The sequence below is a fragment of the Streptomyces sp. MP131-18 genome (assembly GCF_001984575.1).
GTDB lineage: Bacteria > Actinomycetota > Actinomycetes > Streptomycetales > Streptomycetaceae > Streptomyces > Streptomyces johnsoniae.
The window spans coordinates 7,838,181-7,861,428 of sequence record NZ_LZNS01000001.1 but is presented as its reverse complement, the minus strand read 5'-3'; the positions used below and the strand labels follow the sequence as shown (position 1 = coordinate 7,861,428).

Annotated in this window: 18 protein-coding genes and 1 pseudogene; 11 read left to right on the top strand and 8 right to left on the bottom strand. The window is 70.8% G+C overall.

Translation table 11 applies throughout. The annotated features are described in order from the left end of the window. Nucleotides 1-162 precede the first annotated feature (162 nt). On the bottom strand, nt 163-1,449 hold the full coding sequence (locus STBA_RS34910) for an MFS transporter (RefSeq protein ID WP_077062994.1): 1,287 nt from the start codon (nt 1,447-1,449) through the stop codon (nt 163-165). Between the two features lie 419 nt (nt 1,450-1,868). Next, nucleotides 1,869-2,240 (bottom strand): hypothetical protein, encoded by a 372-nt coding sequence (locus STBA_RS34905; RefSeq protein ID WP_077062993.1) that lies wholly within the window; start codon nt 2,238-2,240, stop codon nt 1,869-1,871. Nucleotides 2,241-2,676: 436 nt separating this feature from the next. Here STBA_RS34905 and STBA_RS34900 point away from each other — a divergent pair. From STBA_RS34900 to STBA_RS34885, 4 genes and pseudogenes are all read left to right on the top strand, one after another. After that, a pseudogene (locus STBA_RS34900) lies at nt 2,677-2,943 on the top strand (MFS transporter); the annotation flags it as partial. A 173-nt stretch (nt 2,944-3,116) separates the two neighbouring features. Further along, the gene (locus STBA_RS34895; RefSeq protein WP_107485168.1) at nt 3,117-4,370 is read left to right on the top strand and encodes an IS256 family transposase; all 1,254 of its coding nucleotides are present in this window, start codon (nt 3,117-3,119) and stop codon (nt 4,368-4,370) included. An 80-nt stretch (nt 4,371-4,450) separates the two neighbouring features. Then, nucleotides 4,451-4,822, top strand: a complete 372-nt coding sequence (locus tag STBA_RS34890) for a nuclear transport factor 2 family protein (RefSeq protein WP_077062992.1) — start codon at nt 4,451-4,453, stop codon at nt 4,820-4,822. A 207-nt stretch (nt 4,823-5,029) separates the two neighbouring features. Beyond that, nucleotides 5,030-6,955, top strand: a complete 1,926-nt coding sequence (locus STBA_RS34885) for an endo-1,4-beta-xylanase (RefSeq protein WP_077062991.1) — start codon at nt 5,030-5,032, stop codon at nt 6,953-6,955. A gap of 157 nt (nt 6,956-7,112) precedes the next feature. On the opposite strand, the gene STBA_RS34880 is transcribed toward STBA_RS34885, so the two are convergent. Both STBA_RS34880 and STBA_RS34875 read right to left on the bottom strand, forming a co-directional pair. After that, nucleotides 7,113-7,688 carry a transcriptional regulator gene (locus tag STBA_RS34880; protein WP_077062990.1) on the bottom strand — a complete coding sequence of 192 codons (576 nt, stop codon included), beginning with the start codon at nt 7,686-7,688 and terminating at the stop codon, nt 7,113-7,115. Next, on the bottom strand, nt 7,688-9,088 hold the full coding sequence (locus STBA_RS34875) for a helix-turn-helix domain-containing protein (protein WP_077062989.1): 1,401 nt from the start codon (nt 9,086-9,088) through the stop codon (nt 7,688-7,690). The genes STBA_RS34880 and STBA_RS34875 overlap by 1 nt, the downstream gene beginning before the upstream one ends. 493 nt (nt 9,089-9,581) lie before the next feature. Here STBA_RS34875 and STBA_RS34870 point away from each other — a divergent pair, with 493 nt between their 5' ends. After that, a complete protein-coding gene (locus STBA_RS34870; RefSeq protein ID WP_077062988.1) occupies nt 9,582-10,436 on the top strand; it encodes a methyltransferase domain-containing protein in 855 nt (284 codons plus the stop codon). 54 nt (nt 10,437-10,490) lie between these two features. Further along, nucleotides 10,491-11,435 (top strand): NAD(P)-binding domain-containing protein, encoded by a 945-nt coding sequence (locus STBA_RS34865; RefSeq protein WP_077062987.1) that lies wholly within the window; start codon nt 10,491-10,493, stop codon nt 11,433-11,435. 165 nt (nt 11,436-11,600) lie between these two features. Here STBA_RS34865 and STBA_RS34860 read toward each other — a convergent pair whose 3' ends face one another. Further along, nucleotides 11,601-13,388, bottom strand: a complete 1,788-nt coding sequence (locus STBA_RS34860; RefSeq protein ID WP_077062986.1) for a pectate lyase — start codon at nt 13,386-13,388, stop codon at nt 11,601-11,603. Nucleotides 13,389-13,646: 258 nt separating this feature from the next. Between STBA_RS34860 and STBA_RS34855 the strand changes: the two genes are divergently transcribed. Then, complete coding sequence (locus tag STBA_RS34855) at nt 13,647-14,768, top strand: hypothetical protein (protein WP_077062985.1); 1,122 nt, start codon at nt 13,647-13,649, stop codon at nt 14,766-14,768. Between the two features lie 128 nt (nt 14,769-14,896). Here the strand turns inward: STBA_RS34855 and STBA_RS34850 are convergent, their stop codons facing one another. Beyond that, complete coding sequence (locus STBA_RS34850; RefSeq protein WP_077062984.1) at nt 14,897-15,322, bottom strand: peptidase inhibitor family I36 protein; 426 nt, start codon at nt 15,320-15,322, stop codon at nt 14,897-14,899. A gap of 204 nt (nt 15,323-15,526) precedes the next feature. Here STBA_RS34850 and STBA_RS34845 point away from each other — a divergent pair, with 204 nt between their 5' ends. The 4 genes from STBA_RS34845 (at nt 15,527) to STBA_RS34830 (ending at nt 19,350) form a co-directional block, all read left to right on the top strand. After that, nucleotides 15,527-16,444: a UTP--glucose-1-phosphate uridylyltransferase gene (locus tag STBA_RS34845; RefSeq protein ID WP_077062983.1), complete on the top strand. Its 918-nt coding sequence runs from the start codon at nt 15,527-15,529 to the stop codon at nt 16,442-16,444. 293 nt (nt 16,445-16,737) lie between these two features. Continuing rightward, the gene (locus STBA_RS34840) at nt 16,738-17,568 is read left to right on the top strand and encodes an alpha/beta hydrolase (RefSeq protein WP_077062982.1); all 831 of its coding nucleotides are present in this window, start codon (nt 16,738-16,740) and stop codon (nt 17,566-17,568) included. A 75-nt stretch (nt 17,569-17,643) separates the two neighbouring features. Further along, nucleotides 17,644-18,030 (top strand): VOC family protein, encoded by a 387-nt coding sequence (locus STBA_RS34835; protein WP_077062981.1) that lies wholly within the window; start codon nt 17,644-17,646, stop codon nt 18,028-18,030. 309 nt (nt 18,031-18,339) lie between these two features. Next, nucleotides 18,340-19,350, top strand: a complete 1,011-nt coding sequence (locus tag STBA_RS34830) for a DUF4185 domain-containing protein (RefSeq protein WP_253195194.1) — start codon at nt 18,340-18,342, stop codon at nt 19,348-19,350. A gap of 22 nt (nt 19,351-19,372) precedes the next feature. Here the strand turns inward: STBA_RS34830 and STBA_RS34825 are convergent, their stop codons facing one another. Continuing rightward, complete coding sequence (locus tag STBA_RS34825) at nt 19,373-22,591, bottom strand: amidohydrolase family protein (protein ID WP_253195193.1); 3,219 nt, start codon at nt 22,589-22,591, stop codon at nt 19,373-19,375. 117 nt (nt 22,592-22,708) lie between these two features. Next, nucleotides 22,709-23,245, bottom strand: coding sequence for an SET domain-containing protein (locus tag STBA_RS34820; RefSeq protein WP_077062979.1), 537 nt, complete (start codon nt 23,243-23,245; stop codon nt 22,709-22,711). Between the last annotated feature and the right edge of the window lie 3 nt (nt 23,246-23,248).

The following is a 23,248-nucleotide window of genomic DNA, read 5'->3' as shown; positions in this document are numbered from 1 at the left end:
CTGCTCCGCAGGAACGACGCCCGGCCCTACGGGCCGGAACCGAATTCCTCCGGAATTCGGTCCTGAATTCCTCCGGAATTCAGGAGCAATTCCTCCGGAATTGCTGAATATAATTGCTCCGCAATTATATTTCTCATCTGGCGGGTTCGTTTCGTGTGCTGATCAAGCAGTGCTCTTGGGTGCGATGTTCTGGGGGCCGCTTTTGTGTTCCGGGGTTTGGTGTTCTTGTGGCAGTCGATGTTCCAGGCGCAGCATCAGGGCTGCGCCCAGCGCGGCGAGGAGGCCTACGGCGAGCCATGGGAGCAGGCGATTCTGGCTGAAGAGCAGGCCGAATAGGCTGGGTGCGAGGATGTTCGCGCAAGCGAAGGAGTATTGGAACGCCGCCAGGTAGGTGCCTCGCGATCCGGCGGGTGCCGCGTCCGCGGCGAGCGCGTTCGAGGCGGGCCCGTAGATCATCTCCGCCGCGGTGTAGCACACCACCACCGCTACCAGGCATGGCACCAGCGCCTCGGACGGTAGCAGGACGGCCGCCGCCGACGCGGCGCACCACAGCGTCCACAGTCCGCCAGCCCACGCTATGGCGCGGGCGCGGGTGCATCGGCGGCGGAGGAAGCGGGTGAGCGTGACTGTGCAGGTGGCCAACAGCAATGTGTTCAGGGCGAGAAGAGGGCCGGGGACCCATTCGGGTCCGGACAGGCCCTGGACGACGTAGACGGGCAGCGACAGGGCGAGGAACGAGCTGCACAGGGCGAAGATGGTGCATGTCCCGATTAGCGCGAGGTAGGGCCGGTCCCGCAACAACGCTCGGTGGCCGGAGTGGCCCTCGGCCGGTGGCGGGGCGTGCGGGGTGGGTGGCACGGCGAGGACGACCACCAGTGCGGCGACGAGGTATGCCAGGGCGCTGCCGAGAATAAGTCCGTCGTAGACGCGTGCGGAGTCGATGGTGAGCAGGATGCCCGCGAGCAGCGCACCGGCCCCGCCGCCTGTTTCTCGGATCATCCCGGTCCGAGCGAACCAGTGGTCCTTGGCATCGGCTCCCTCGGCGTCCGCCTGGTCGGCGACGAGTGTGAAGACCGAGGACCAGTACACCCGCAGGCCGACTGTTGTCACGAGGACCGCGACTACCAGTGAACTCGGCCCGGAGACCGCCAGGTAGAGCAGAAAGCCGAGCCCTTGTAGTGTTTGGCCGCTGGCGACCACCAGCCGAGGGCCGAGTCGGTCGACGAGCCGTCCGATGATTATTGGTACCGGCAGGGTGAGTGCGGTGGTCACGCTGACGAGTACGCCGATCGTCGCCAGGTCCAGGTCAGTGACTTTGAGGAAGTACAGGAGCGATAGCGGGAGATAGAGGCCCATGCCTAGTGCGTCGACCGCTACCGCTGCCAGGAGCGGCCAGCCCTTGCGGCCGCGCTGCTCTGTGCCGTCGTCCGTCGCTGCTGCCTGTGCCACGCGATCGCCGCCCTCGTTCTGCCTCGACCACCCGATGGCCAGCCCTCGTTGTTAGCACGGGTGTCTGCGGCCTTCAACTCCTTTTCATCGTGCGGGCGGTGGCGCCGGTGCGGCGCCTTGCCTGCTCCTGCGGCGGCGATCGCCAGCGGCGTTGGGGGCGAGTGGGCACTGGCGCCTTCGCCTTTCTCGCCGCTGCGATGCCGTCTGTACGCCCTCTCAGCGGCCTGGGGGGCCGCTACCCGTTTCCGTGAAGTGCGCCCAGAGCCCGATGCAGAAGGGCACCGCCAGTCCGGCGATGAGGCTGTATAGGCCGGCCTTCCAGGTCAGGTCCTCCAGCCAGGTCGATGATGTCTTCTCGTGGCCGTTCTCACGGCCGATCTCCGCGACCAGCCGTTCGACGTCCTGCTGGTTTGCCTTACTCAGTTGCCGTCGGAGGCGAGGGGCTCCGACAGCCCGGTGACCCGGGCGACCTCCTCGGCGGAGAACGCCCCGCTGGCGCGCGCCCGGCCTTCGTTGACAACCGGGGGCAGGATGGTGCAGTACAGGACTTCGCCCGTCTTCTCATCGAGGTTGAGCTCCGAGTCTTCGGAGTCGCCGTCGCTGCCGCACCTCTTGCCGGAGGTGGAGAACACTACTTGGTAGGGCGAGGCGGGTGTCTTGATCGCGAAGTGGGTCACCAGTCCGGCGATGCCGATGAGCATGGCCAGCAGCGGGAGGCCGCAGCCGACGGCGGCGACCAGTTGTCCGCCCCGGCCCGGCCTGGAGCCGGTCTCTCCTGATATGCCCGCCACCCGTTTTCCCCTCGATCGGCCTTGGCCGGCGGGTGGGCCGCCTGCCGCCATTGTCCTCCTGTTCCATTCGCGGGGAAGCGTCGTATGTGGGGTGGGGTGTGTGCTCTCGTCTTGGTCGGGGTTCTGGTCATTGGGAAAGTCGGGCATCGAATCGAGGCCACCGCGCTGCCCGCCGGGCCAGCGGCGGGCTTCAATCGCCTTTCGCCCTGTGGCTGCCGAGGGGCGAAGTGCGGGCAGCGAGTCACGCACGAGGAGAGAAGGCATGCTCGGTTGTCCGAGCGCGCGTTGATGTTGTAGGCCGTGCGGGGCCTGTCATCGCGTGCTGCCTTTGATGCTGCGGCACAGCGAGTCTTCCCTTGCCCGATCCGGTGGCGCCCCTGTTGTGCACCGGATGGTGGGCCTTGTTGTTGGTCATTCGAAGGATTCTCGTGCCGTCGGCGATGCCTCGCTGCGGACGGTGTGTCTCGTCTCCGCCGCCTTCCAGTTTTCCTTCGCGGCCACGGTGACCGTCTACATGCTCTTCCTGCCACGGGAATTGGAGCTGCCGGGATCGGCCATCGGATTGGTGCTTGCGGCGACGGGGCCGGGGGCACTTGTGGGCTCGATAATGGCCGCCCGCCTGCCGAGCCGGTTCGGTTATGGCGTGGTGCTCGTGGCCGCGGCGGCACTCGGCGACGGCGTGATGCTGTGTGTTCCCGCGTTGTAGGGCTTTTCTGCGGTGACGTTTCCCGCGCTCATCGCGGTCAACTTTGGAGCAATGCTCAGGACTTGTGGATCGGTTCCGGGCGGGCACGCAAAGGGCGTACCTTCCCGAATGATCCTGTGATGGTCACCGAGTAGGCCCGCGTTCGCAGCGCGGGTCGGGAAGGCACGCCCGTGCTCAGCGTAGTCACTGACGACAGCTCCACGCAGTCCACCTCCTTGATCGACGAGATCGTGCGGGAGGGCGCCCGCCGGATGCTCGCCGCCGCGCTGGAAGCGGAAGTCAACCAGTACATAGCCGAGTTGGCCGCCGAGACCGACGAGCGCGGTCGGCGACTGGTGGCCCGCAACGGCCACCACCGTCCCCGCACAGTCGTCAGGGCCGCCGGGCCGGTCGAGGTCAAGGCTCCGCGGGTGAACGACCGGCGCGTGGACGAGACCACCGGCGAACGCAAGCGGTTCTCGTCGAAGATCCTGGCGCCGTGGTGCCGCAAGTCGCCGAAGATCTCCGAGGTGCTGCCGCTGCTCTACCTGCACGGGCTGTCATCCGGGGACTTTGTGCCCGCGCTGGAGCAGTTCCTCGGCAGCGCGGCCGGCCTGTCTCCGGCGACGGTGACCAGGCTGATCAGGCAGTGGCAGGACGACCACACCGCCTTCCAGGACCGGGACCTATCGGACCGGGACTTCGTCTACGTGTGGGCGGACGGGGTGCTCCCCAAGGTTCGGCTTGGGCAGGCACACTCGTGCGTGCTGGTCCTGCTCGGCGTCCGTCTGGACGGCACCAAGGAGCTGATCGCGCTGGCCGAGGGCCTGCGTGAGTCCACCGAGTCGTGGGCCGACCTGCTGCGCGACTGCCGCCGACGCGGCATGCGCGGCCCGGAACTGGTCGTCGGCGACGGCGCGATGGGGCTGTGGAAGGCGCTGGCCGAGGTGTTCCCGGCTGCCCGGCATCAGCGGTGCTGGATCCACAAGGCCCGGAATGTCACGAACTGCCTTCCGAAGTCCGCGCAACCTGCCGCCACGAAGGCCATGCGGGAGATCTACAATGCCGAGGACCGCGCCCACGCCGGGCAGGCGATCGAGGCGTTCGCGCGCATCTACGGCGCCAAGTGGCCCAAGGCCGTCGCGAAGATCACCGACGACGCCGAGGAACTGCTGGCATTCTACGACTTCCCGGCCGAGCACTGGATCCACCTGCGGACCACAAACCCCATCGAGTCCACGTTCTCCACCGTCAACCTCCGCACCAAGGTCACTCGCGGCGCCGGCAGCCCGGCCGCGGCCCTCGCGATGGTGTTCAAGCTCGTCGAGTCCGCCCAAGCCCGCTGGAGGACGATCAGCGGCGCCCACCTGGTCCCCCTGATCCGCGCCGGCGCCAGGTTCGAAAACGGCGTCCTCATCGAGCGCCCCAAGCAGGCTGTGGCCTGATCACACGTCAACCTACCCGCACCCCTGGATGACTCCAGCTCGCCGGACTGAATGCCAGTCCAGACAAAGGAATGAGCCTGATGAACCAACTACATGCCTACATCGACGCCTGGCGACGTCACGATATTGCCGGAGTACTGGCCACGTTGACCGACGACTGCGTGATCACCGAGTGCTACGGACCGGTCTACCGTGGTCGGCAACGGGTCGAACAGTGGATGCGTGCGTGGTTCGGTGTCGGTGGTTCGGTCGATGGCTGGGAGATCACCTCGCAGGCGACCGCCGGGGATGGCTTGGTCGCCGAATGGATCTTCTCCTGCACCTGGCAAGGAGAGGCAGCCACCTTCCAGGGCGCAACGATCGCCAGGCTCGAAGGGGAGAAGATCGCCTACCTCCGGGAGTATGCCACCTCAGCGCCGCTCTACGACTGGACGGGCACCTGGCGCGATTGACATCCACAAGTCTTGACGATTGTTCCATGAACAACTTGGTGCATCGGAGCGGCCGATGCGGGGTGGCGACGGCGTTCGTGATGGCAGCATCCGTCCTGTCCTGTGCCCTTCCTGGGTGACCGGGTGACCGCTAGCATTTGCGCACACATGGGAGCGCTCCCACGCGCTCTTGGATCGGGCCGGTCGCCCAGTGGAAAGGACCTCCGGATGCGTGCGTTCCCCCGGCTCTCCCGATGGCGCGCGGCGCTCTGGACGGTGCTGTGCGCGACCGTGCCCGTCGCGGTCGCGCTCGTGGCCCCGCCGGGTGCCGCCTCGGCCGAGCCCGCGACGGTGTCCGAGGAGCCGGTGACGGTGGTCTCCGCCGACTTCGAGGACGGCACTACGCAAGGGTGGGCCGCGCGCGGCGCCGAGACCGTGGCGGCGAGCAGCGAGGTCGCGCACGGCGGCACCGGCAGCCTGGCCGTGACCGGGCGGACGGACACCTGGCAGGGGCCAACCCTGAACGTGGGTGAACTCCTCTCGCTCGGCGCCGAGTACCAGGTCTCGTTGTGGGTGCGGTCGGCCGAGGGCTCGGCCGGGGATACCGTTCGGCTGAGCGCCGAGCGCCGGATTGACGGGCGGTCCACCTATCAGACGCTCGGCAGCGCACAGGTCACCTCGGGTGGCTGGGTGGAGCTGAGCGGGGCGTACACGCCGAGTACGGAGGCGGAGTACTTGGCTTTCTACGTCGAGACCGCGAGCGTCACGGACGGCTTCTTCATCGACGACGCCGTCGTGTCCTACGTGCCCGATCCGCCGATCGAGACGGACATCCCGTCGCTGCGCGACGCGGTCGCCGGTTTCCCGGTCGGTGCTGGGGTGCTGCCCGCGGATCTGTACGGTTCGTCCGGGGACCTGCTGGTGAAGCACTATGAGTCCCTGACCACGGGTAACGCGCTGAAGTGGGATGCCACGGAGCCGGTCGAGGGCGACTTCCGCTTCACCGACGCCGACCCGATCGTGGACTTCGCCACCGAGCACGGCATGGCGGTGCGCGGGCACACGCTGGTGTGGCACAACCAGACTCCGGAGTGGGTGTTCACCGACGCGGCGGGCGGGCCGATGACGCCGACGCCGGAGAACAAGGAGCTGCTGCTCGACCGGCTGGAAGCGCACATCCGGGCGGTGGTGGGGCGTTATGGCGACCGCATCCAGGTGTGGGACGTCGTGAACGAGGTCATCGACGAGTCGCAGCCGGATGGGCTGCGGCGCAGCAGCTGGTATGAGATCGCCGGGCTGGACTACATCCGTACGGCGTTCCGGGTCGCGCACGATGTAGCTCCGGACGCAAGGCTGTTCATCAATGACTACAACACGAACGTGCCGGCGAAGCGGGACGCGCTGTTGGACCTGGTGAGCCAGCTGCGTGCGGAGGGTGTGCCGGTGCACGGCGTCGGTCACCAGATGCACATCAACGTGGAGTGGCCGTCGGTCGCGGAGGCCGAGGCGATGCTACAGACGTTCGTGCCGCTCGGGGTGGAGCAGCAGATCACCGAGATGGACCTTTCGATCTACACGAACGCCGACGAGTCGTTTCCTGCCCCGCCCGAGGAGCGGCTGTTGGCGCAGGCGGAGCAGTACCGTGCGATGTTCCAGTTGTTCGGCCGGTATGCGGACGAGGTCACCTCGGTGACGCTGTGGGGTGTGCAGGACGGAGATACCTGGCTGGACGTGGGCCGCAAGGATGCGCCGCTGCTCTTCGACGCCGAGTTCCGGGCCAAGTCTGCGTTCTGGGCGGTGGTCGATCCCGACTGGCCGAACGGTCCGGAGCCGGCGGGTTGTGTGGTGGAGTACCGGGTGGTCCGCGAGTGGCCGGGCGGCTTCGAGGGCCGGGCCACGGTGACGAACACGTCGGCGGAGCCGGTGGATGGCTGGAGTCTGGCGTGGACCTTCGCCCAGGGGCAGCGGCTGAACCAGTGGTGGAACGGCACCGCGAGCCAGAGCGGTGGCGCCGTCACCGTGGCGAGCGCCGAGTGGAACGGTCGGCTGGCGGCCGGCGGTTCCGCGACGTTCGGCTTCCTCGGCACGTGGGCGGGGGCGAACCCGTCGCCCGTGTCGTTCACTCTCAACGGCTCGTCATGCGCCGCTGGTTGAGTGGCCGGTGCGTCGGCCGGGCGTTACTGGCAGTGGGGTTGGTGCGTTGCGCCGCGTGTGAGGTGTGAGGTGTGAGTGTGGTGACCGTCAGCTCTTTTTGTGCGAGGGCGTGGACTGAGCGGGCCGCGTTCGCTGACCGTGGTGGGTCTTGCGGGGATCAGGCGTTCCAGCCGATGGAGGAGACGTAGGAGTAGGAGTCGTAGTCGGACCCGAGGTCGTGGATCAGGTCGTCCCAGATCGCGTCCAGGGTGCTTTCGTCCTCTTCGAGCCAGGCGTTGACGGCTGCGTCCCAGATACGGGGGCGGACGTTGAGGTGGCGGACTTGGAGGTCGCGGCGGTGTCTGCGTTCGACGCGGGACTGGTCGACGGGGTCGATTTCGATGCGGGTCCCGCCCTGGGACATCAATCGCCGTTTGAGGTCCGCGGCGACGTTGTGCCGCCGGAGGTCCCAGTACGCGTCGTCGAGTTTGGCGCGGTTGGCCGGGGTGGGTGAGCGCTCCTCCGCGAGCCAGGCGTGCAGGGTGCGGCGGGTGACGTTGATCCCGGCGCGTTCCATGGCCTGGTAGCCGGCGTGGGAGGCGGTGAGGTAGCGCAGGCGGGCGGCGATGCCGCGGTCGGTGTCGGCCGGGGAGGCGATGCCGGTGACCATACGCTCGACTCCGGCGGCCAGGGCGTCGCGTCCTGGGACGCCCTCCGCGCGGTACATGCCGAAGTTCATCCAGCGGCCGGCCATCAGCGGCTGCTCCGGGCGACGGTGTAGTGGACGGGGACGCCGTCGCGGTCGGTTTTGACCTTCATCTCGGACAGGCCACGCCCTTCGGTGAACACGGTGTGCCAGTCGCCGGCAAGGTGGAGTTCGTCGGTGCCCATGGCGGAGATGACGGTCAGTCCGGCCTGGTGGGCCTTGAACGCGCGGCCCCACAGATTTGCGAACGCCTGGGCGCGGACGATGTGCATCCAGTCCGGGCGGGTGATGTCGCGGTTGTTGTGGGACTCGCCCATGGTCGAGACGAATTTGGAGTACATGGCCTTGACGTAGTGGGCGGTGACGTCGTCTCCGGATGCGAGGGCGTTCGCGCGTACGGTGGCGAGGATTTGCCGCAGGGCGTCGAGGAAGTTCTCCGTCGCGCTCGATGTCCAGGATTCGTGGATGACCGGGGGGTCGAGCAGCCGGTGCTTCGGCCCGGCCAGGCGCAGCAGGAGCCGCAGGGTGGCTTCGGTGATCCACAGTGGTCCGGCTTCCTCGCGGTCGCCGAGTGGGCTGGGCAGCTCGGGGTGGTGCCATGGGGGTGGGGTGATCAGGTGGACGCCGGAGCGCTTTTTGTCGTGTTCGCCGGTGGCGGAGTGCTCCAGGCGCCCGATCGGCAGCCACGTCTTCATCGCCGAGAGGTAGGCCGCGTTGGCATCGAGCGCGGTCACGTGCAGGTCGCCGTCGGGGTGGCGGCGGTGGCCGGGGTGGCGCCAGGACGGACGGGCCTCCCAGATCAGGTCCGGGGCGTCTTTCCTGGGTTTGCGAAGGATGTCGGGCAGTGCGGGGTAGGCGGTGTACTCGTAGCGGGCGGTTTTGCGGGTGGCGGCGAACAGCCGCATCACGTCCGGGATCGCTCGCTTGGCCAGCTTGTCCATGGCCGACTCGGCGTCGCCGCCGGCTTTTGTCAACTCTTCGTGGACGGCGCCGGTGACCAGCTGCCCCAGCTCCTCACGCGTGTGATCCGCCGATGTGGTGCGGCGCCGCTCCTGATGCCGCTCGTGTCCGGCACGCGCGGCGCGCGCCGCGGGGCTCTCCGCGGGGTGTTGTGGAGCGGCCGGCGGAACGGGCTGGCGGGGCAGGTCGGCTGCGGCCCGGGGGGCGGGCTCGTCGGTCGCGGGTCGCGGCTCTTTTGGTGTGGGGTGGATCTCGGCCAGACCTTCCAGCAGCCGCAGGTACTTTCCGCGGGCCGGCGGCGCCGGCTCGGTCCTTCCGGTCTCCCAGTTCGCGACTGTCTGAGGTTCGACGCCGACGGCCCCGGCCACCTGCGGCCTGCTCAGCCCGGCGGCCTGGCGCAATCGCAGCCGCTCGGCAGGGTCCGGCATCGCGGCCGCCCGCCGGGCCTCGGCCAGCAGTGCTTCCACGCCTTCGAGTTCACCGCCCATGTCGCCACACTACACCTCGATTAGGTGCGGATTTGCTCCTGGCTTGTGTTGCATTGTGGATTCATTGTCTTGAGTCGTGAGGCTTTGGCCGACGGTCCGGCCACGGTTCGGGCCGCTGCCCGGCTGCCGGGGTTCGGGAAGCCGCGCACACGTCAGGAGTATCTGTGGTGCCGGCGCTGTCTCGCCGCTTCTGTCAGGGGTGCAGTACGACTGTCGGTCGGTGACCCGGCGGCGGTTCGGGGAGCGGTGCGGTGCCGTGCGCGGCGCGGGCTGTGCTGCGTCCGTACCCCGGCCCGGGGGCGCGATGGTCTCAACTGCCCTGGGGGCTCGCGCCGTGCAGCCTCATTTGTGGGCGCGCGGCGGGCAGTTCGCGCCCCGGCGCCCTACCTCGCGCGTGCTCGGCCAGGCATCTCGTCCGGGAGGGCGGGGGCATGATCCGCCTGGCACGCCGACAGGCGTCGGAGATTTTCGCTGGAGACGAGGAAATGCGGCTATGGCACGGTCAAGTGAGTTCGCGGACAGTGCGGTCGGTGCGCTGTACGACCGCGCGGCACACCTGCCACTTGAACAATTGGGCTTCAATCTGCATGTCGGGTACTGGGAGGACTCGCAGGACGAGACCCCCTATCGGGAAGCTGCCGAGCGGCTCACTGATCTGGTGACCAAGCGGCTGCGCGTGGGACCGGGCCGGCGGTCGCTTGACGTCGGATGCGGTGCGGGCGGGCCGGCGCTCCGGGTGGCACGGGCCACGGGCAGCGCGGTCGTCGGCGTCAACATCAGCCGCGAGCAACTGGCGTTCGCGTGCGCGCTGGCCGAGCGGGAGGAGATGACAGACCTGCTGTCCTTTCGGCACGCCGACGGCACCGATCTGCCGTTCGATGCCGACAGCTTCGATGCGGTGTGGGCGGTGGAGTCGATGCCGCACATGGACCGGGTCCGGGTGTTGCGGGAGATGAGCAGGGTGGTGCGCCCGGGCGGACGCGTGGTCATCACCGACATGTTCGCGCGCAAACCCGTCGCCGAGGACAGGCAGGAGGTGCTGGAGCGTTTCCGCGAGGCGTGGATGGTCGGCCCGCTGGCCCCGATCGGCGACTACCCGGCGCTGCTGCGCGACGCGGGTCTGCGCCTGCTCGAGCTGGCGGACCTCACCGAGCATGTGCTGGGCCGCTCGCTCCCGTCCCTCGCCGGGCCCGTCGACGGGGCTCAGCACGCCTCCGCAGGCCCGGCCGGTGCCGAGATCGGCGACCAGGCCGCTCTTGCCTACCTGGCCGACCTCGCCGAGGGCGGCGAACTCGGCTACCTGCTGCTCGTCGCCGAGCTCCTGCCCGAACTCACGCCCGTTCCGTAGTGCCGACAGAGCAAGACCCAGGTACGGCCCGAAGGCAAGACCCGAAGGACAGTGATGAAGCGAACGCGACCGACCGCAACGCTGCCGCCCGTTCAACGCCCGCCGGCTGACGGCGTCGCCGTGCTCGGCACCGGACGTCTGGGCGGGGCCATCGCCGAAGCGCTACTGGCGGCCGGCCACCCCACCTGTGTGTGGAATCGCACCGCGGCCAGGACAGGGCCGCAGGCCGAGGCGGGCGCCCGAGTCGCGGACTCCCCCGCCGACGCGGCCGCTGGTGCCGCGCTACTCGTCCTGTGCGTGGGCGACTTCCAGGCGGTGCGGCAGACGCTCTCCGCTGCGGGTGCGAGCCTCGCCGGCCGGACCGTGCTCGTGGTGACCACGCTCACCCCCGACGAGGCGCGGGCCGCCGCCGCGGTGGCGGCCGAGCACGGTGCCTCCTATGCGTCGGTTCCGTTCATGGCGGGCTACCAGGCCATCGGCCGGCCGGAGGCACTGCTGCTGTGCGCGGGGCCCCGCGAGGTTTTCGACCGGCACCAGGAGACGCTGCGCGCGCTGGGCGGGGATGTGCGCCATGTGGGGGACGACCCTGGTCTCGGCGCCTTGTTCGAGGCTGCGGTGGTTGGTTTCCTGCTCGAGTTCTGGGCCGGATACCTGCACACCTTGGCCCTGGTCCGCCGGGAGAACGGCCCCACGGACGCGTTCGCCTCGGTGTTGCAGAGTACGCTCCAGGGCCTCGCTCCGCTGCTGCCCGTCATCGCCGGGCAGACGGTCAGTGGTGACTACGATCCGGAGACCTTCGGCCGCCTCGATTACCTCGCGCCGATGGCGGACGCCATGATCGGTCTGCGGCGCTCCCGCGGAATCGACACGGCCCGGCTGGAGCATCTGAAGGGACTGATCGACCAGCGCCTCGGCCTCGGGTTCGGGGGCGAGGGCCTGGCCAGTCTGATCGAGGTGATCGAGGGCTCCGGCGACGGTGGCGCGGGGAGCGTGGGGTGAGACCCGGCCCGGCGCCGTCCCGCGGCGGCTGCGCGCGTGTGCCGCAGGGCCCGTCTTCGCCCGTGCAGGTGCTGCCGGGTGGCGGCGGGAGCGGGGTGGGAACGGCGCCGGGCCGTGAACGGCGGAGCGTTGCCGCGCGTGTGCCCGTCTCTCCGGCGGGCGGGCTCACTCGGGCGGGGTGCCGGAGCGGGTGGCGACGTAGGCGATGAGCCGTGCCATGTTTGCCGTGTACGAGTCGGTCGTTATTCCCTGCTCGGGCTCGCGCGGTTCGTACGGCGCTTCCGCCGGCGGCGCGGCCGGGTCGTAGGGCGAGGTGTCGTACGTGTCGCCGACGTGCGTGCTCATGAAGGCCGTGCCGTCGTAGGGCGCGACGGGCGGCGGGCCGAGGCAGGGGTTGGTGGTGAAGTCCAGCGGGACCAGCCAGTGGTCGCGGTTGCCGAGACCCGCGACCAGTTCGGCGGCTTCGGTCTCTTCGACCGTGGGGAGCGGCAACGTGGCTCCGCGGAAGAGATGGGTCAACTCGATGTCGGCGACGGTGAAGTAGCGCGGCAGCGGGATGCGTCCGCCGGAGGTGAGGGGCGACGCGGCGCGCCAGTCGGCCAGTTCCGCGTCGTTCATCGTCATGAGCTGGTCGTAGGTCTCCCACAGGCTCGGTATGTTCAGCCGTTTGGCGGCGTGCGAGTGGCCGAGGGTGTTCTTGTGGTCGTAGTCGAAGTAGTAGGCGCCGTTGCGGATGTTGGAACCGAAGCGATGGGTGAAGCGGGCCCGGTTGGTGCCGAGTTCGACGTAGGTCGGATGGGTGCGGTTGGTGAGCAGGGGGTTTTCCGCGATCTGCTCCTCGGTCAGTCGGCAGGTCTCCAGCCACCGGATGGCTTCGGGGACGCGGCGCAGGTGGGAGCGGTCGCCGGTCAGGAGCACGAACGTACAGAGGTGGCGGATCATGTTCTGCGTGATTTCCGGGGCCAGCCCGCGCGGCTCGTACGAACGGGCCCCCGCCGGGGCCCCGGCGGGCCGGCCGTCGCGGGGGACGGAAAGGTGCTGGAGGCCCCAGCCGGGTTGCGGGGCCGGCTGCTGGAGGCGGTGGACCATGGCCATGGCCCGTTCCACGGCGGGCACCAGATCGCGCCGCCCCAGGGTGTTGGCGCACATCAGCAGGAAGGTCAGGTTCCCGATCAGCACACCGTCGTTGAAGGTCAGGTGGCCGGTGTACTCGCCGTCCTCCATGCCGTGCCGGACGTCCGCGGGCAGCCAGGGCGGACGGTGGTCCGGCCACGGCATGTCATCGACGGCGCCCGGAACGCGCGGGTAGCGCTGTGGCCAGCCGCCGTCCGCTGCGCCGCCCTTGAACTGGGCGCTCAGCACGAAGGCGATCGCCCGGTCCAGGGCTGCTTTGATCCGTGGGTGACGCCGTTCCAGGTAGAGCCGCAGCAGCAGCTGGGCGGACAGGGTGGTGCCGGCGTCGTCGAAGGTGGCGTTTCCGTAGTGGTGCTGGAATTCTTCCAGCCGCCAGCCGTTGGCTCCGACGGTCGCGTACCACCGCTTCAGGGCGTTCTCTCCGGCGAAGTCGTGCACGTAGTTCCAGCCGCCGCAGGGCAACTGCACGTTCACGAGGGCTAGTCCGGTGCGTTCGGCCGCGGCATAGAAGGGTTCCTCGCCCGTGGCGTAATAGGCGTCGAGCATGCTGTGGCCGACGGTGGGCGTCCCGGGGGGCTGCACCCAGCACATGGTGCGCCGGGCTTCCATTTCGCCCCAGGTGCGGGAGAGGTCCGGCCGGTAGGCCCAGACGTAGGCGCCGCGGTAGGAGAGGTGCTCGTTCATGAAGCGGCCGGCGCTGCTCATGGCGGTGACGGTCCGGCCGGGCCCGGCGGCTCGGGCCGTTTCGGCGTGCAGCTCGGTGAGCGTACCGAGGAGCGGGGCGGCGGCCGCGAGGCGCGTAAAAGTGCGGCGTTTCATGGCGTCTCCTCCAACGGGCGGTTTTCTCGGATGACTTGGGCGCCACAGATGGATGCCACCAACCGTATAGAGAGCGCTTACTGCGTGGCTACACCCGCGCACCGTCGACCCCGTGGGCTCGCCGATGCCCGCGCCCGCCGGCGCATACGACGTCTTGCGCAAGCATGGAGACCGCTACGACCCGGCCGGGGAGGCCGGCGCGGGGTGTCGTCCCGGGCTGGTCCACCGTGGGCCGAGGCGGCCGGTTACCGTGCGGGCATGGTGATCAACAGGGCTGGGCAGGCGGAGGACTTGACGCGGTCGGGGTACGCCCTGCTGCTGGCCGCGGCACCGGCTCGTGGCGCGCTGGTCGACGTGGACGGCGTACTGCCGGGGCTGGCCGCCGTTCCGCCGGACGTGCTGGCGGGGGCGCAGGTCGGCAGCGTGGTGCAGTTGGCACACCCGTCGAATCCGCACACGGTGCTCGCCGCGCTGCGGACCGCCGCCGCGCACCCGGGACCGCTGCTTTTGGTCGTCGTCGGTCAGTTGCTGCTCGACAAGGGGCTGACTCCGCACGTGGCGCTGGCCAGGAGCACGCCGCGGTCCGTGCGGTACGACGGGGTGCCGTGGCCGTGGGTGGTGGCTGAACTGCGGTCGCGGCCGGCCGAGTCGACGGTGGTACTGGCGGATCTTGTGGCCGATGCCGCGGTCTGGGAGCGGCGCGGCTCTCTGGCGCTGGCGGACGGCGGGCTGCGGGTATTCGGAACGCTCGCCCCACCGCCGCCCCGGCGGCGGACGGCGCGGCCCAGGTACGCGCATGCGCTCGCGGAGGTTCTGCGGTCGGTGGCGAGGCGGCCGCCGCTGGCGGAGCTGCATCAGGCGGTGCTTGAGCAGGCGGAGGTGAGCCGGACGTCCCGCCTGGTGCTCGGCGCCCAGGCGGTGCCGACGGTGCCCGCGGCGCCCGATCCGCACGGGTCGGTCCGTGCGGCTGCCAGGGCAGGCCGTTACGCGGAGGCCGCGGCGCTGGCGGCGGCGCACGAGCAGGCCGCGCTGCGGGCCGGCGGGCCGCGTTCGCGCGAGGCCGTGCACTGGCTGGAGGTGCAGGCGGACATTGCGTGGCTGGCGGGGCAGCCGCAGCGGGCCGCGGCCGGGTGGATACGCGTGGCGGTGTCGCGGCTCGCGGCCGGTGAGGCCGCCGACTCCGCGGAGGTGGTGCTGGCGGTGGACCAGGCGCACCACTGCTGGCTGCGCGTGGTGGAGCCGGTGGCCGCCCGGCTGCTCGGCGAGGAACTGGAGCCGCTGCGCCGCGCGGTCCCCGGTCGGCGGCCGGGCGCCCTGGAGGCGTTCCGTCAGCGGCTCGCCGGGCTGCCGGTCGGGCAGTCGGGCCACGTTTCCGGCTGAGGGCCGGGGGACGGCGGATGGGTGCGCCCGCCGGCCGGCGCGTCTCCCGGGGGGCCGGCCGCTCCGGGCGAGCTGCGCGGGATTGCTGCGTTGTGGTGCCCGGCGGGGCCGCGCCGGGCGATCGGCGGTCAGCCGCAGGAGGTGTTGATCCACCGGTGGGACCGGACCGTGTAGGTGCCCGCGAGGTTGCCGCCGAGGCCCTGCGGGGTGCAGCCGATGCGGTTGGTGTAGTCGGCTCCGGTGTAGTAGGCGACGCCGGTCAGGCTGCCGGAGACGCCCGCGTTGAACACGGACTTGACGGCGGTGCCCTTGGACCAGGAGCAGCGGGCGTCGCCGCCGAGCCAGTCGCGGTCGGCGACGTCCCACTGGCACTTCGAGCCGCTGAAGTTGTGGCCGCTCCAGAAACAGACCCAGCCGCTCGTGCAGGCTGCGGCGGCGCGGGCGAGGTCGGCCTCGCTGATGTCGGGAACGGCCGGTGAGGCGTGGGAGTGGGCGGGGCTCGTCAGTGCCAGGGCGGCGGCGAGGGCGAGGGCGGCGGTCAGCTTGCGGATCATGCGCACGTTCTCCTCGTGGGGTGAGACGTTCGGTGCGTCCTTGGTCTGTGATGCTCCCCGGCGGTAACAGGAGCTGTCGCCTTTATCGGTCGAAGTCGGTCAGGGCGGTGCGGGGTGGGGACTGCGCCGTGGGCAGGGGGCGTTGGTAGCGTCTGAACGTGCCGTGCCGGCCGGTTCGGCATGCCGTTCGAGCGAGGGAACCCGATGGCCCCGACGATCTCCAGGGCAGTGATTCCGGCGGCGGGACTCGGTTCCCGTCTGCTGCCGCTGACGAAGGCCATTCCCAAGGAGATGCTGCCCGTCGGCGACATGCCGGTGATCGAGCACACCGTGCGGGAGCTCGTCGCCTCCGGCATCACGGACATCACCATCGTCATCTCGGGCGGGAAGTCCCTGATCCAGGAGCATTTCCGGCCGAATCCGGCGCTTGTGGAGCGGCTGCGTGCGGACGGGAAGACGGCCTATGCGCAGGCCGTCGAGGAGGTCGCCGAGCTGGCCCGGCAGGGGCACATCACCTACCTCGACCAGCATGGCCCGTACGGGAACGGGACTCCGGTGCTGAACGCCGCGCGGCACTTCCGCGACGAGCCGATGCTCGTGCTGTGGCCGGACGACGTGTTCGTGGCGGCGGTGCCGCGCGCCCAGCAGCTGATCCGCGCGTTCGAGGCGACCCATTGCCCTGTGCTCGCTTTGATGCCGATGGAAGCTGCGGACGCTCCGCGCTACGGCGTGCCGGTGGTGAAGGAGGATCTGGACAACGGGTTGCTGCGCATCACCGGCCTGGTGGAGAAGCCGAAGCCGGCGGACGCGCCGTCGGCGTTCGCTGCCATCGGCGGGTATGTGATCACTCCTGGCATCGTCGACGAATTGCGCGAGCAGACCCGCCGCTGGTACGAGCACCGGCGCGGCGAGATCTATCTGACGGACGCCATCAACGCCTATGCGGCGGGGCGCGCCGTGTACGGGCAGGTGATCTCGGGCCGCTGGTACGACACCGGGAATCCGGCGGATTATCTGGTCGCGCAGATGGCGTCGGCGCTGGCACACCCGGAGTACGGGCCGGTGCTCCGGCGGCTCGCCCGTGACCTTGACGGCGAACTGGCGGGCGGCGTCGGCGGCTGAGCGGCGGTCGGGGGTCACCTGCCGGGCGGGGCGGCCCTTGTCGATGTCCGCGCCGGCTACCGCGTCGGCCCGGGGCGGGCGGCGTGCGCGGGAGTGCTGGGGCGTCGTCGAACGGGCCGGAGCTGTCCGGGGTTTGCGGTGCCGGCGGCTCGTGGTCGGGGAACGCGGTGCGGGCGCGGGCGCGGGCGTGCGTGCGGAGACACGAGGTACCCCTTAGCGGCATTTTTCCCATTTGTGCATATGGTTCTGCTTGCACGGTTTCACTGATCGGCGGCTTCGTACCGGAGGCATGCATGGGCTTCGTGACCACCCGCGACGGCGCGGAGATCTTCTTCAAGGACTGGGGCGGAAACGGGCCGCCGGTCGTCTTCTCCCACGGCTGGCCGCTCAATGCGGATGTCTGGGACGACCAGATGAACCTGGTCGCCGAGAACGGCTACCGCGGCATCGCGCCCGACCGCCGCGGCCACGGCCGTTCCACCCAGACGTGGCACGGCAACAACATGGACACGTACGCCGACGACCTGGCGCAGGTCATGGAAGCGCTCGACCTGCGGGACGCGACCCTCGTGGGCCACTCCACCGGGGGCGGTGAAGTGGCGCGGTACATCGGCCGGCACGGCACGTCCCGGGTCGGGAAGGCCGTGCTGCTCTCCGCCGTTCCCCCGCTGATGCTGAAGACGCCAGCCAACCCCGAGGGCACGCCGATCGACGTCTTCGACGGCATTCGCGAGGGCATCCGCAGGGAACGCTCGCAGTTCTGGCAGGATCTCACCGAGATGTTCTTCGGTGCGAACCGCCCGGACAACAATGTCACGCAGGGCAACAAGGACGCCTTCTGGCTGATGGGCATGCAGCTGGGCATCAAGGGGGCCCTGGACTGCGTCCAGGCGTTCTCGGAGACGGACTTCACCGAGGACCTGAAGCGGTTCGACATTCCGACGCTGGTGCTCCACGGGGACGACGACCAGATCGTCCCGATCGACGCGGCGGGGAAGAAGTCCGCCGAGATCATCCCCGACGCCACGCTGAAGGTCTACCCCGGCGCGCCCCATGGGCTTGCCGGAGTTCCGGGCTTCAAGGAGCAGTTCCACGCGGACCTGCTGGCGTTCCTCAGGAGCTGACCCCCGTCGGGGCACCCCCGTGCGCGGGTGGTTATTCGGTGGCGGGCGGGGGCGCGGGTCGGCACACTCGGCCGAATGGTTTCAACAATTCAGAATGTCGCGATCGACTGTGCGAATGCGTTCGAGCTGGCCCAGTTCTGGAGCGCGGTGACCGGGCATCCGCTGGACCCGGAGGACCGTCCCGGTGATGACGAGGTCCAAGTCTTGCTGCCCGAGGGGCCGTTGCTCCACTTCAACGAGGTGCCGGAGGGGAAGTCGGTGAAGAACCGGCTGCACCTGTGTCTGCGGCCCGACTCCACGTGCCAGGAAGAAGTCGATCGGCTGCTCGCGCTCGGTGCGGCCTTCGTCGCCGATCACCGCAAGCCGGGGGGTTTCGGCTGGGCCGTCCTGGCGGACCCGGAGGGGAACGAGTTCTGCGTGCTGCGCAGCGCGGCGGAACGGGCGGCCGCGGGCGTGCACTGACCGTGCGGTTGCGGCGCGGCCGGCGCGGCCGGCGCGGGCGGCCGGCGTGGGCGGCCGGGCGGATCGGCGGATCGGCGGATCGGCGGATCGGCGGCCGGAACTTTTCCCCGGTGGAGAGGTCTTGACCACTCGTCCGGCCGCTGCTGCCCTTGAGGGCACGACCGTCGCGAGGAGAACCGCATGAGGAGCCGGGACGACAGCAGGGCAAGCCGCCGCGGAACGGGGCCGGTCCGTGCCGGACGCAGAGGGTTTTTGAAGGGCGCGGTGGGTGGCGTGCTGGGCGGGGGGCTTGCCCTGCACGCTCCGGGCGTGGCCGCGGCTGCCGGGGCCGTGGACGGCCCCGGCGTGCTGGCGCCGGACGTGCGGAAGATCGCCGATCTCACCGGGCCGGGGCTCACCACGCGCTTCCGCATGGAGGCGACCGACCTCGGCATACCGGTACGGACGCCCGACGGGCGGCTGCTGTTCGTGTTCGGCGACACGTTCGAGGGGGCCGCGGTCGGCGCGGGCTGGTGGCGTTCGCCGGTCGGCCTCTACTCCACCACGACCGATCTGAACGCCGGTGTCACCTGGTCGGGTGCGGTCGGCGGGGCCGCTGCGGAGCAGTTCTGGTTCTACGAGCACGACAATCCGGTGTTCTCCACCGTGCTGCCGTCGGACGTCATCACGATCGGCGGCACCATCTACCTGCACGTGATGGTGAACCAGGGCCTCGGGAACGTCGTCTGGACGGAGATCTGGCGCTCCGACGACTCCGGGGCGACGTGGGTGCACACCGGTGCAAAGTTCCCCTCCGACCTGCACGGCGGCATGTTCCAGCTGTTCGGCTGGGGCGAGGGGAACGACGGGTTCGTGTACGTGTATTCGACCGGGTTCCAGCGGGACAAGCCGATCATTCTGCACCGGGTGCGCAGCGACCGCCTGACCGACCTCGGCGCCTACGAGCCGTGGGGGTACCGGGACGGAGTCTGGGCGTGGGGCAATCCGCCGACCCCGATCCTCGAGGGGCGGTTCGGCGAGCTGTGCCTGCGTCCGCTGGGCGGGAAGTGGGTCCTGACCTGGTTCAACGAGGGGGATTACCGCATCGACGGCATCATCATGGACACGCCCACGTCGAACCTCTACACGGCGCACCGGCAGACTCTGATCTGGGGCGGTGCCTGGGGGCAGGAGGACGACGCGCACGTCGCCCAGTTGTACGGCGGCTACATCATTCCCGGTTCCACGCTCGGTGACCTGCACCTTTCGGTGAGCCAGTGGAACACCGACGCCGGGTGGCCGTACCGGGTGATGCAGCACCGCGTCCGCGGTTTCGGGTGAGCGGGAGCGGCGCGGCGGCCGGTCACGGGCCACAGCAGCCGTCGCGCCGCAGCAGCCGTCCGGCCTCGCGCCACTGTGCGGCCGCGGTGCCCGAATCCTGCGGCGGCGCGTCGGCGGGGCGGGTCAAGGCCGCCACTAGGTCGTTCCTGTGGAAGGGGTGGCCGCCGCGGAGGACGCTGACCGTGCGCACCAGGGAGCTGAAGTCGGTGAACGGGTCGCCGTCCACGACCGTCAGGTCCGCGAGCTTTCCCGCCGTCAGCGTGCCGAGATCCTCTTCGGCGCCGAACATGCGGGCCGGGATCGACGTGGCGGTGCGCAGGGCCGCGGCGGGTGACAGCCCGGCGCGGTGCAGGGCGCGGAGGCCGAGGTGGAGGTGCAGACCGGCCGGGTTGATGGGCTGGTCGGTGCCGAGGGCGACGAGGCCGCCGGCGGCCAGGATGTGGCGGTAGACGGCCGTTTCGGTGGCGAGCGTGGCCAGTTCGTCCGCGGTCGGCGGCTGTGCGGCGCGGCTGCGGACGAGTTCGGTGTCCCACGGCGGCATCAGTGCGGTGACGCGCGGGTCGTCGGCGAGGCCGGGGTCGGCCCCGAGCAGCGGCATCGCGGTGAACGGGGTGGCGACGAGGTGGAAGTCGGTGGCCGTGTAGATCTCGGTGACGTCCTGGCCGGCGCGGCCGGTGGCGGAGGTACCGGACCCGTATGCGCGGCGGTTGGTGGCCTGGAGGTGGGTGGTCAGATCCTGGCCCGACTGGATGCCCGGGGAGCAGAAGTGGCTGCCGGTGCGCACGCCGAGCCGTTCGTGGGCGAACGCCGCGGCCTCCTCCATGATCCAGTAGGGGGCGCGGACATATGTTTTGACGACGTCCCAGTCGAGGGCGACGCCTCGGGACAGCGAGCGGCGGAGCCCTTCGCGGGTGCGGTGGGCGCGGCCCATGCTGTAGGCGACGCGGGAGCCGTCCAGCAGTTCGCCGGTGGTCAGCAGGCGCGGCCCCGCGAGTTCCCCGGCGGCGATGGCTTCGCGCAGGCGGGCCTGTTCGTGGGCGAAGCCGCCGAAGGAGACGTTGGTGGTGATGCCGTAGGCGAGTTGGAGCGCGGTCTGGCGGCCGCCGTAGGTGGACTGCCAGGGGTGCGCGTGGGTGTCCCAGAGCCCGGGGAGCACTGTCCGGCCGGACGCGTCGAGGTGGCGGTCGGCGCGGCGGCCGGCGCGGTGGGGCTCGACGGCGGCGATGCGTCCTTCGCGCACGATGATGTCCATGTCCCGGTGGACCGTTTCGCCGTTGCCGTCCCACAGGCGCCCGGCACGGATGACGACATCGGCGGCGCGGGGGCGGCGGTGGTGGAGCGCGACGGGCACGGTGACGGGGTCGCCGCCCGTCGCGGCCACGAGGCGGAGGGTCCCGGCCGAAAGGTAGAGCAGGGTGCGGGAGTCGCCGGACCAGGAGGGGTGGTCGGCGGCCTCGGAGGTGAGGCGGCGCGGCGGCCCGTCCGGGCTGCCGTCCGGCCGTACCGGGAGCAGCCAGAGTGCCGCTTCGGAGATCACGGCCATCCAGCGGCCGTCGGGTGACCAGGCGGGGCCGGAGTCGTAGCGGTCGGAGAGTGAGGCGTGCGGTGCGAGGGCGTGCAGTGCCTCGGTGCCGTCCCGGGTGTCGAGGACTCGGATGAGGTGGTGGCCTTCGCGGAAGCGGTTGCCGAGGCGGTTGCGGTCGCACAGGGCGATGCGGTGGCCGTCCGGGGACCAGCTGGGGCGGCCGGGGAGTCCGCCGCCGGTGAGGGGGCGGGCGAGGGTGCGTTCCTCCCCGGTGTGCAGGTCGCGGACGGTCAGGTCGCCGGCCAGGGTCAGGGTCGCCAGGCGGCGGCCGTCCGGGGAGAGTGCAGGGAAGACGCGGCCGCCGGCGGCGAGCACTGTTTCGCGGCCGGAACGCAGGTCGAGGCGCCGGATGGTGTGGGTGCCGTCGCGGTCGTCGGCGTAGAGGAGGCCCCGGCCGTCGGGGGTCCAGGCGGGTGCGAGGACGTAGTGGGTGGGCGCGGCGGTCAGCAGGCGCCGGGGGCGGCCGGTGCCGTCGACGGGCGCGGTCCAGAGGGAGTTGAGGGCGGCGAACGCGACCTGGCTGCCGTCCGGGGACAGCGCCGGCAGGTGCAGGCCGCGGACGGGGTGGCGCCCGCCGTCGTCGAACGCGTACCGCTTGACGCGGTAGTGGGGGCGTTCGACGGGGAGGGTCGCGGTGAAGGGGACGGTTTCGGCGTCGGTGGGAGCGGCCGGGCGCACGATGCGGAACTGGCCGTCGACGGTGAGGAGCAGCGCGTCGTGGGAGACCCAGCGGACGGGCGCGGGGTGCACGTCGCCGGGCACGTCCACGGTGGCGCCGTCGACCACGAGCGTGCAGGAGGCGGCGGGCGCGGGGGTGGTGCGCAGGTAGGCGAGGCGCCCTTCGGGTGAGACGGCGGGCGTCATGATCTGGCCCGCGCCGGTCTCGGTGTGCTCCTCCGTGACCGGTCCCGTTCCTTCGGCGGGGACGGCGGCGACGGTGCGGGCACGGAGTTCGCCGGGGGCGGTGACGTCGGCCCGGACGAAGAGGACGCGCCGCCCGTCCACCGACCAGGTGGGGTCGAAGTCCTCCCAGGCGCCGTCCTGGGCGGCCCCGGGACGGGCGGGGGGCCCGGTGAGCCGGGTGAGGGCGCCGGTGCGGATGTCCACCGTCCAGATGCGGGAGGGCCCGCCGGGGTGGGAGTCGTCGCCGCGGTCGGAGCAGAACGCGATGCGGGTGCCGTCCGGCGACCAGCTCGGCGCGCGGTCGTCCCAGGGGCCCTCGGTGAGCCGGCGCAGTTCTGACCCGTCGGGGCGCAGGGTGAACAGGTGGTAGGTGCCGTCGCGGTAGGCGCTGACGGCGATCCGGCCGCCGTCGGGCGACCAGTGGGGGCGGGTGGGCTCCAGGTCGGGCGGGGTGAGGCGGGTGGCCCGACCGCCGTCGCGGGGCAGGGACCACAGCACACCCTGGATTTCGGCGATCAGGCGGTCGCCGGTCGGGGAGAGCGTGGCCGAGCCGTTGGTCGCGGCGGTGAAGGTGAGCGACGCCGTACGGCTCGCGGCGGCCCGGCCCGTGGCGGCCGCCGGTGGCGAGGTGATCGAGGCGACGGTGACGGTGGCGCCTGCGGTGACAGTGGCGGCGGCCTGGAGGAACGCGCGGCGCGGGAGCCGCGAGGGCTCGGGTTCCGCGCCGGGAGGCGTCGGCTGGGTGGGGATCACGACACCGGACCTTAAGGGGCGTGAACGGCGCGTTCCGGGCGCGTGCGCGACGCGCGGTGTGCCGTTGCCCGGCGAGGCACCCCCGGCCACCCGGAAGGTACCGCGGACCGGGTTGCGCTAGGGCAGGGCGGCGATCTGCTCGGCGAGCACCGGGACCCAGTGGTCGCCGTAGCGTTCCCTGAGCTCCGCGCGCCGCCAGTCCTCGCCGGTGACCACCCCGCGGCACTGGGCCCCGGAGCCGCAGTCGCACGACAGGGTGAACGCGGGCGCGGTCAACGTGGCGTAATCGACGGTGACTTCGGCGCCCGCGGGGATGTCCCGCCGCGCGGCGAAGGTGTAGTCGCCGACCCACCACAGGTTCGGGTCGCAGCTGTGGTTGCCGTAGCCGTTGGGGCGGCGCGGCGGCATGACCAGGTGCCAGTCCCCGGTGACGGTGATGGTGTCGATGTACGGGTGGTCGGGCCGGGCGGCGGCCTCGGCAAAGAGCTCTTGGAGCCTGGGCCAGGAGACCAGGCGGCCGCCGAGCCGGGACACGGGAGTCCCGGCGGGTATCGGCTTCAGGGCGAACAGCCCGGTGCCCTCGATGGGCGAACGGCGCGGCTCGACGTCGGGGTGGAGCCAGCAGTCGGGCTGTGGCGCGGGGGGCTTGGTCATCTG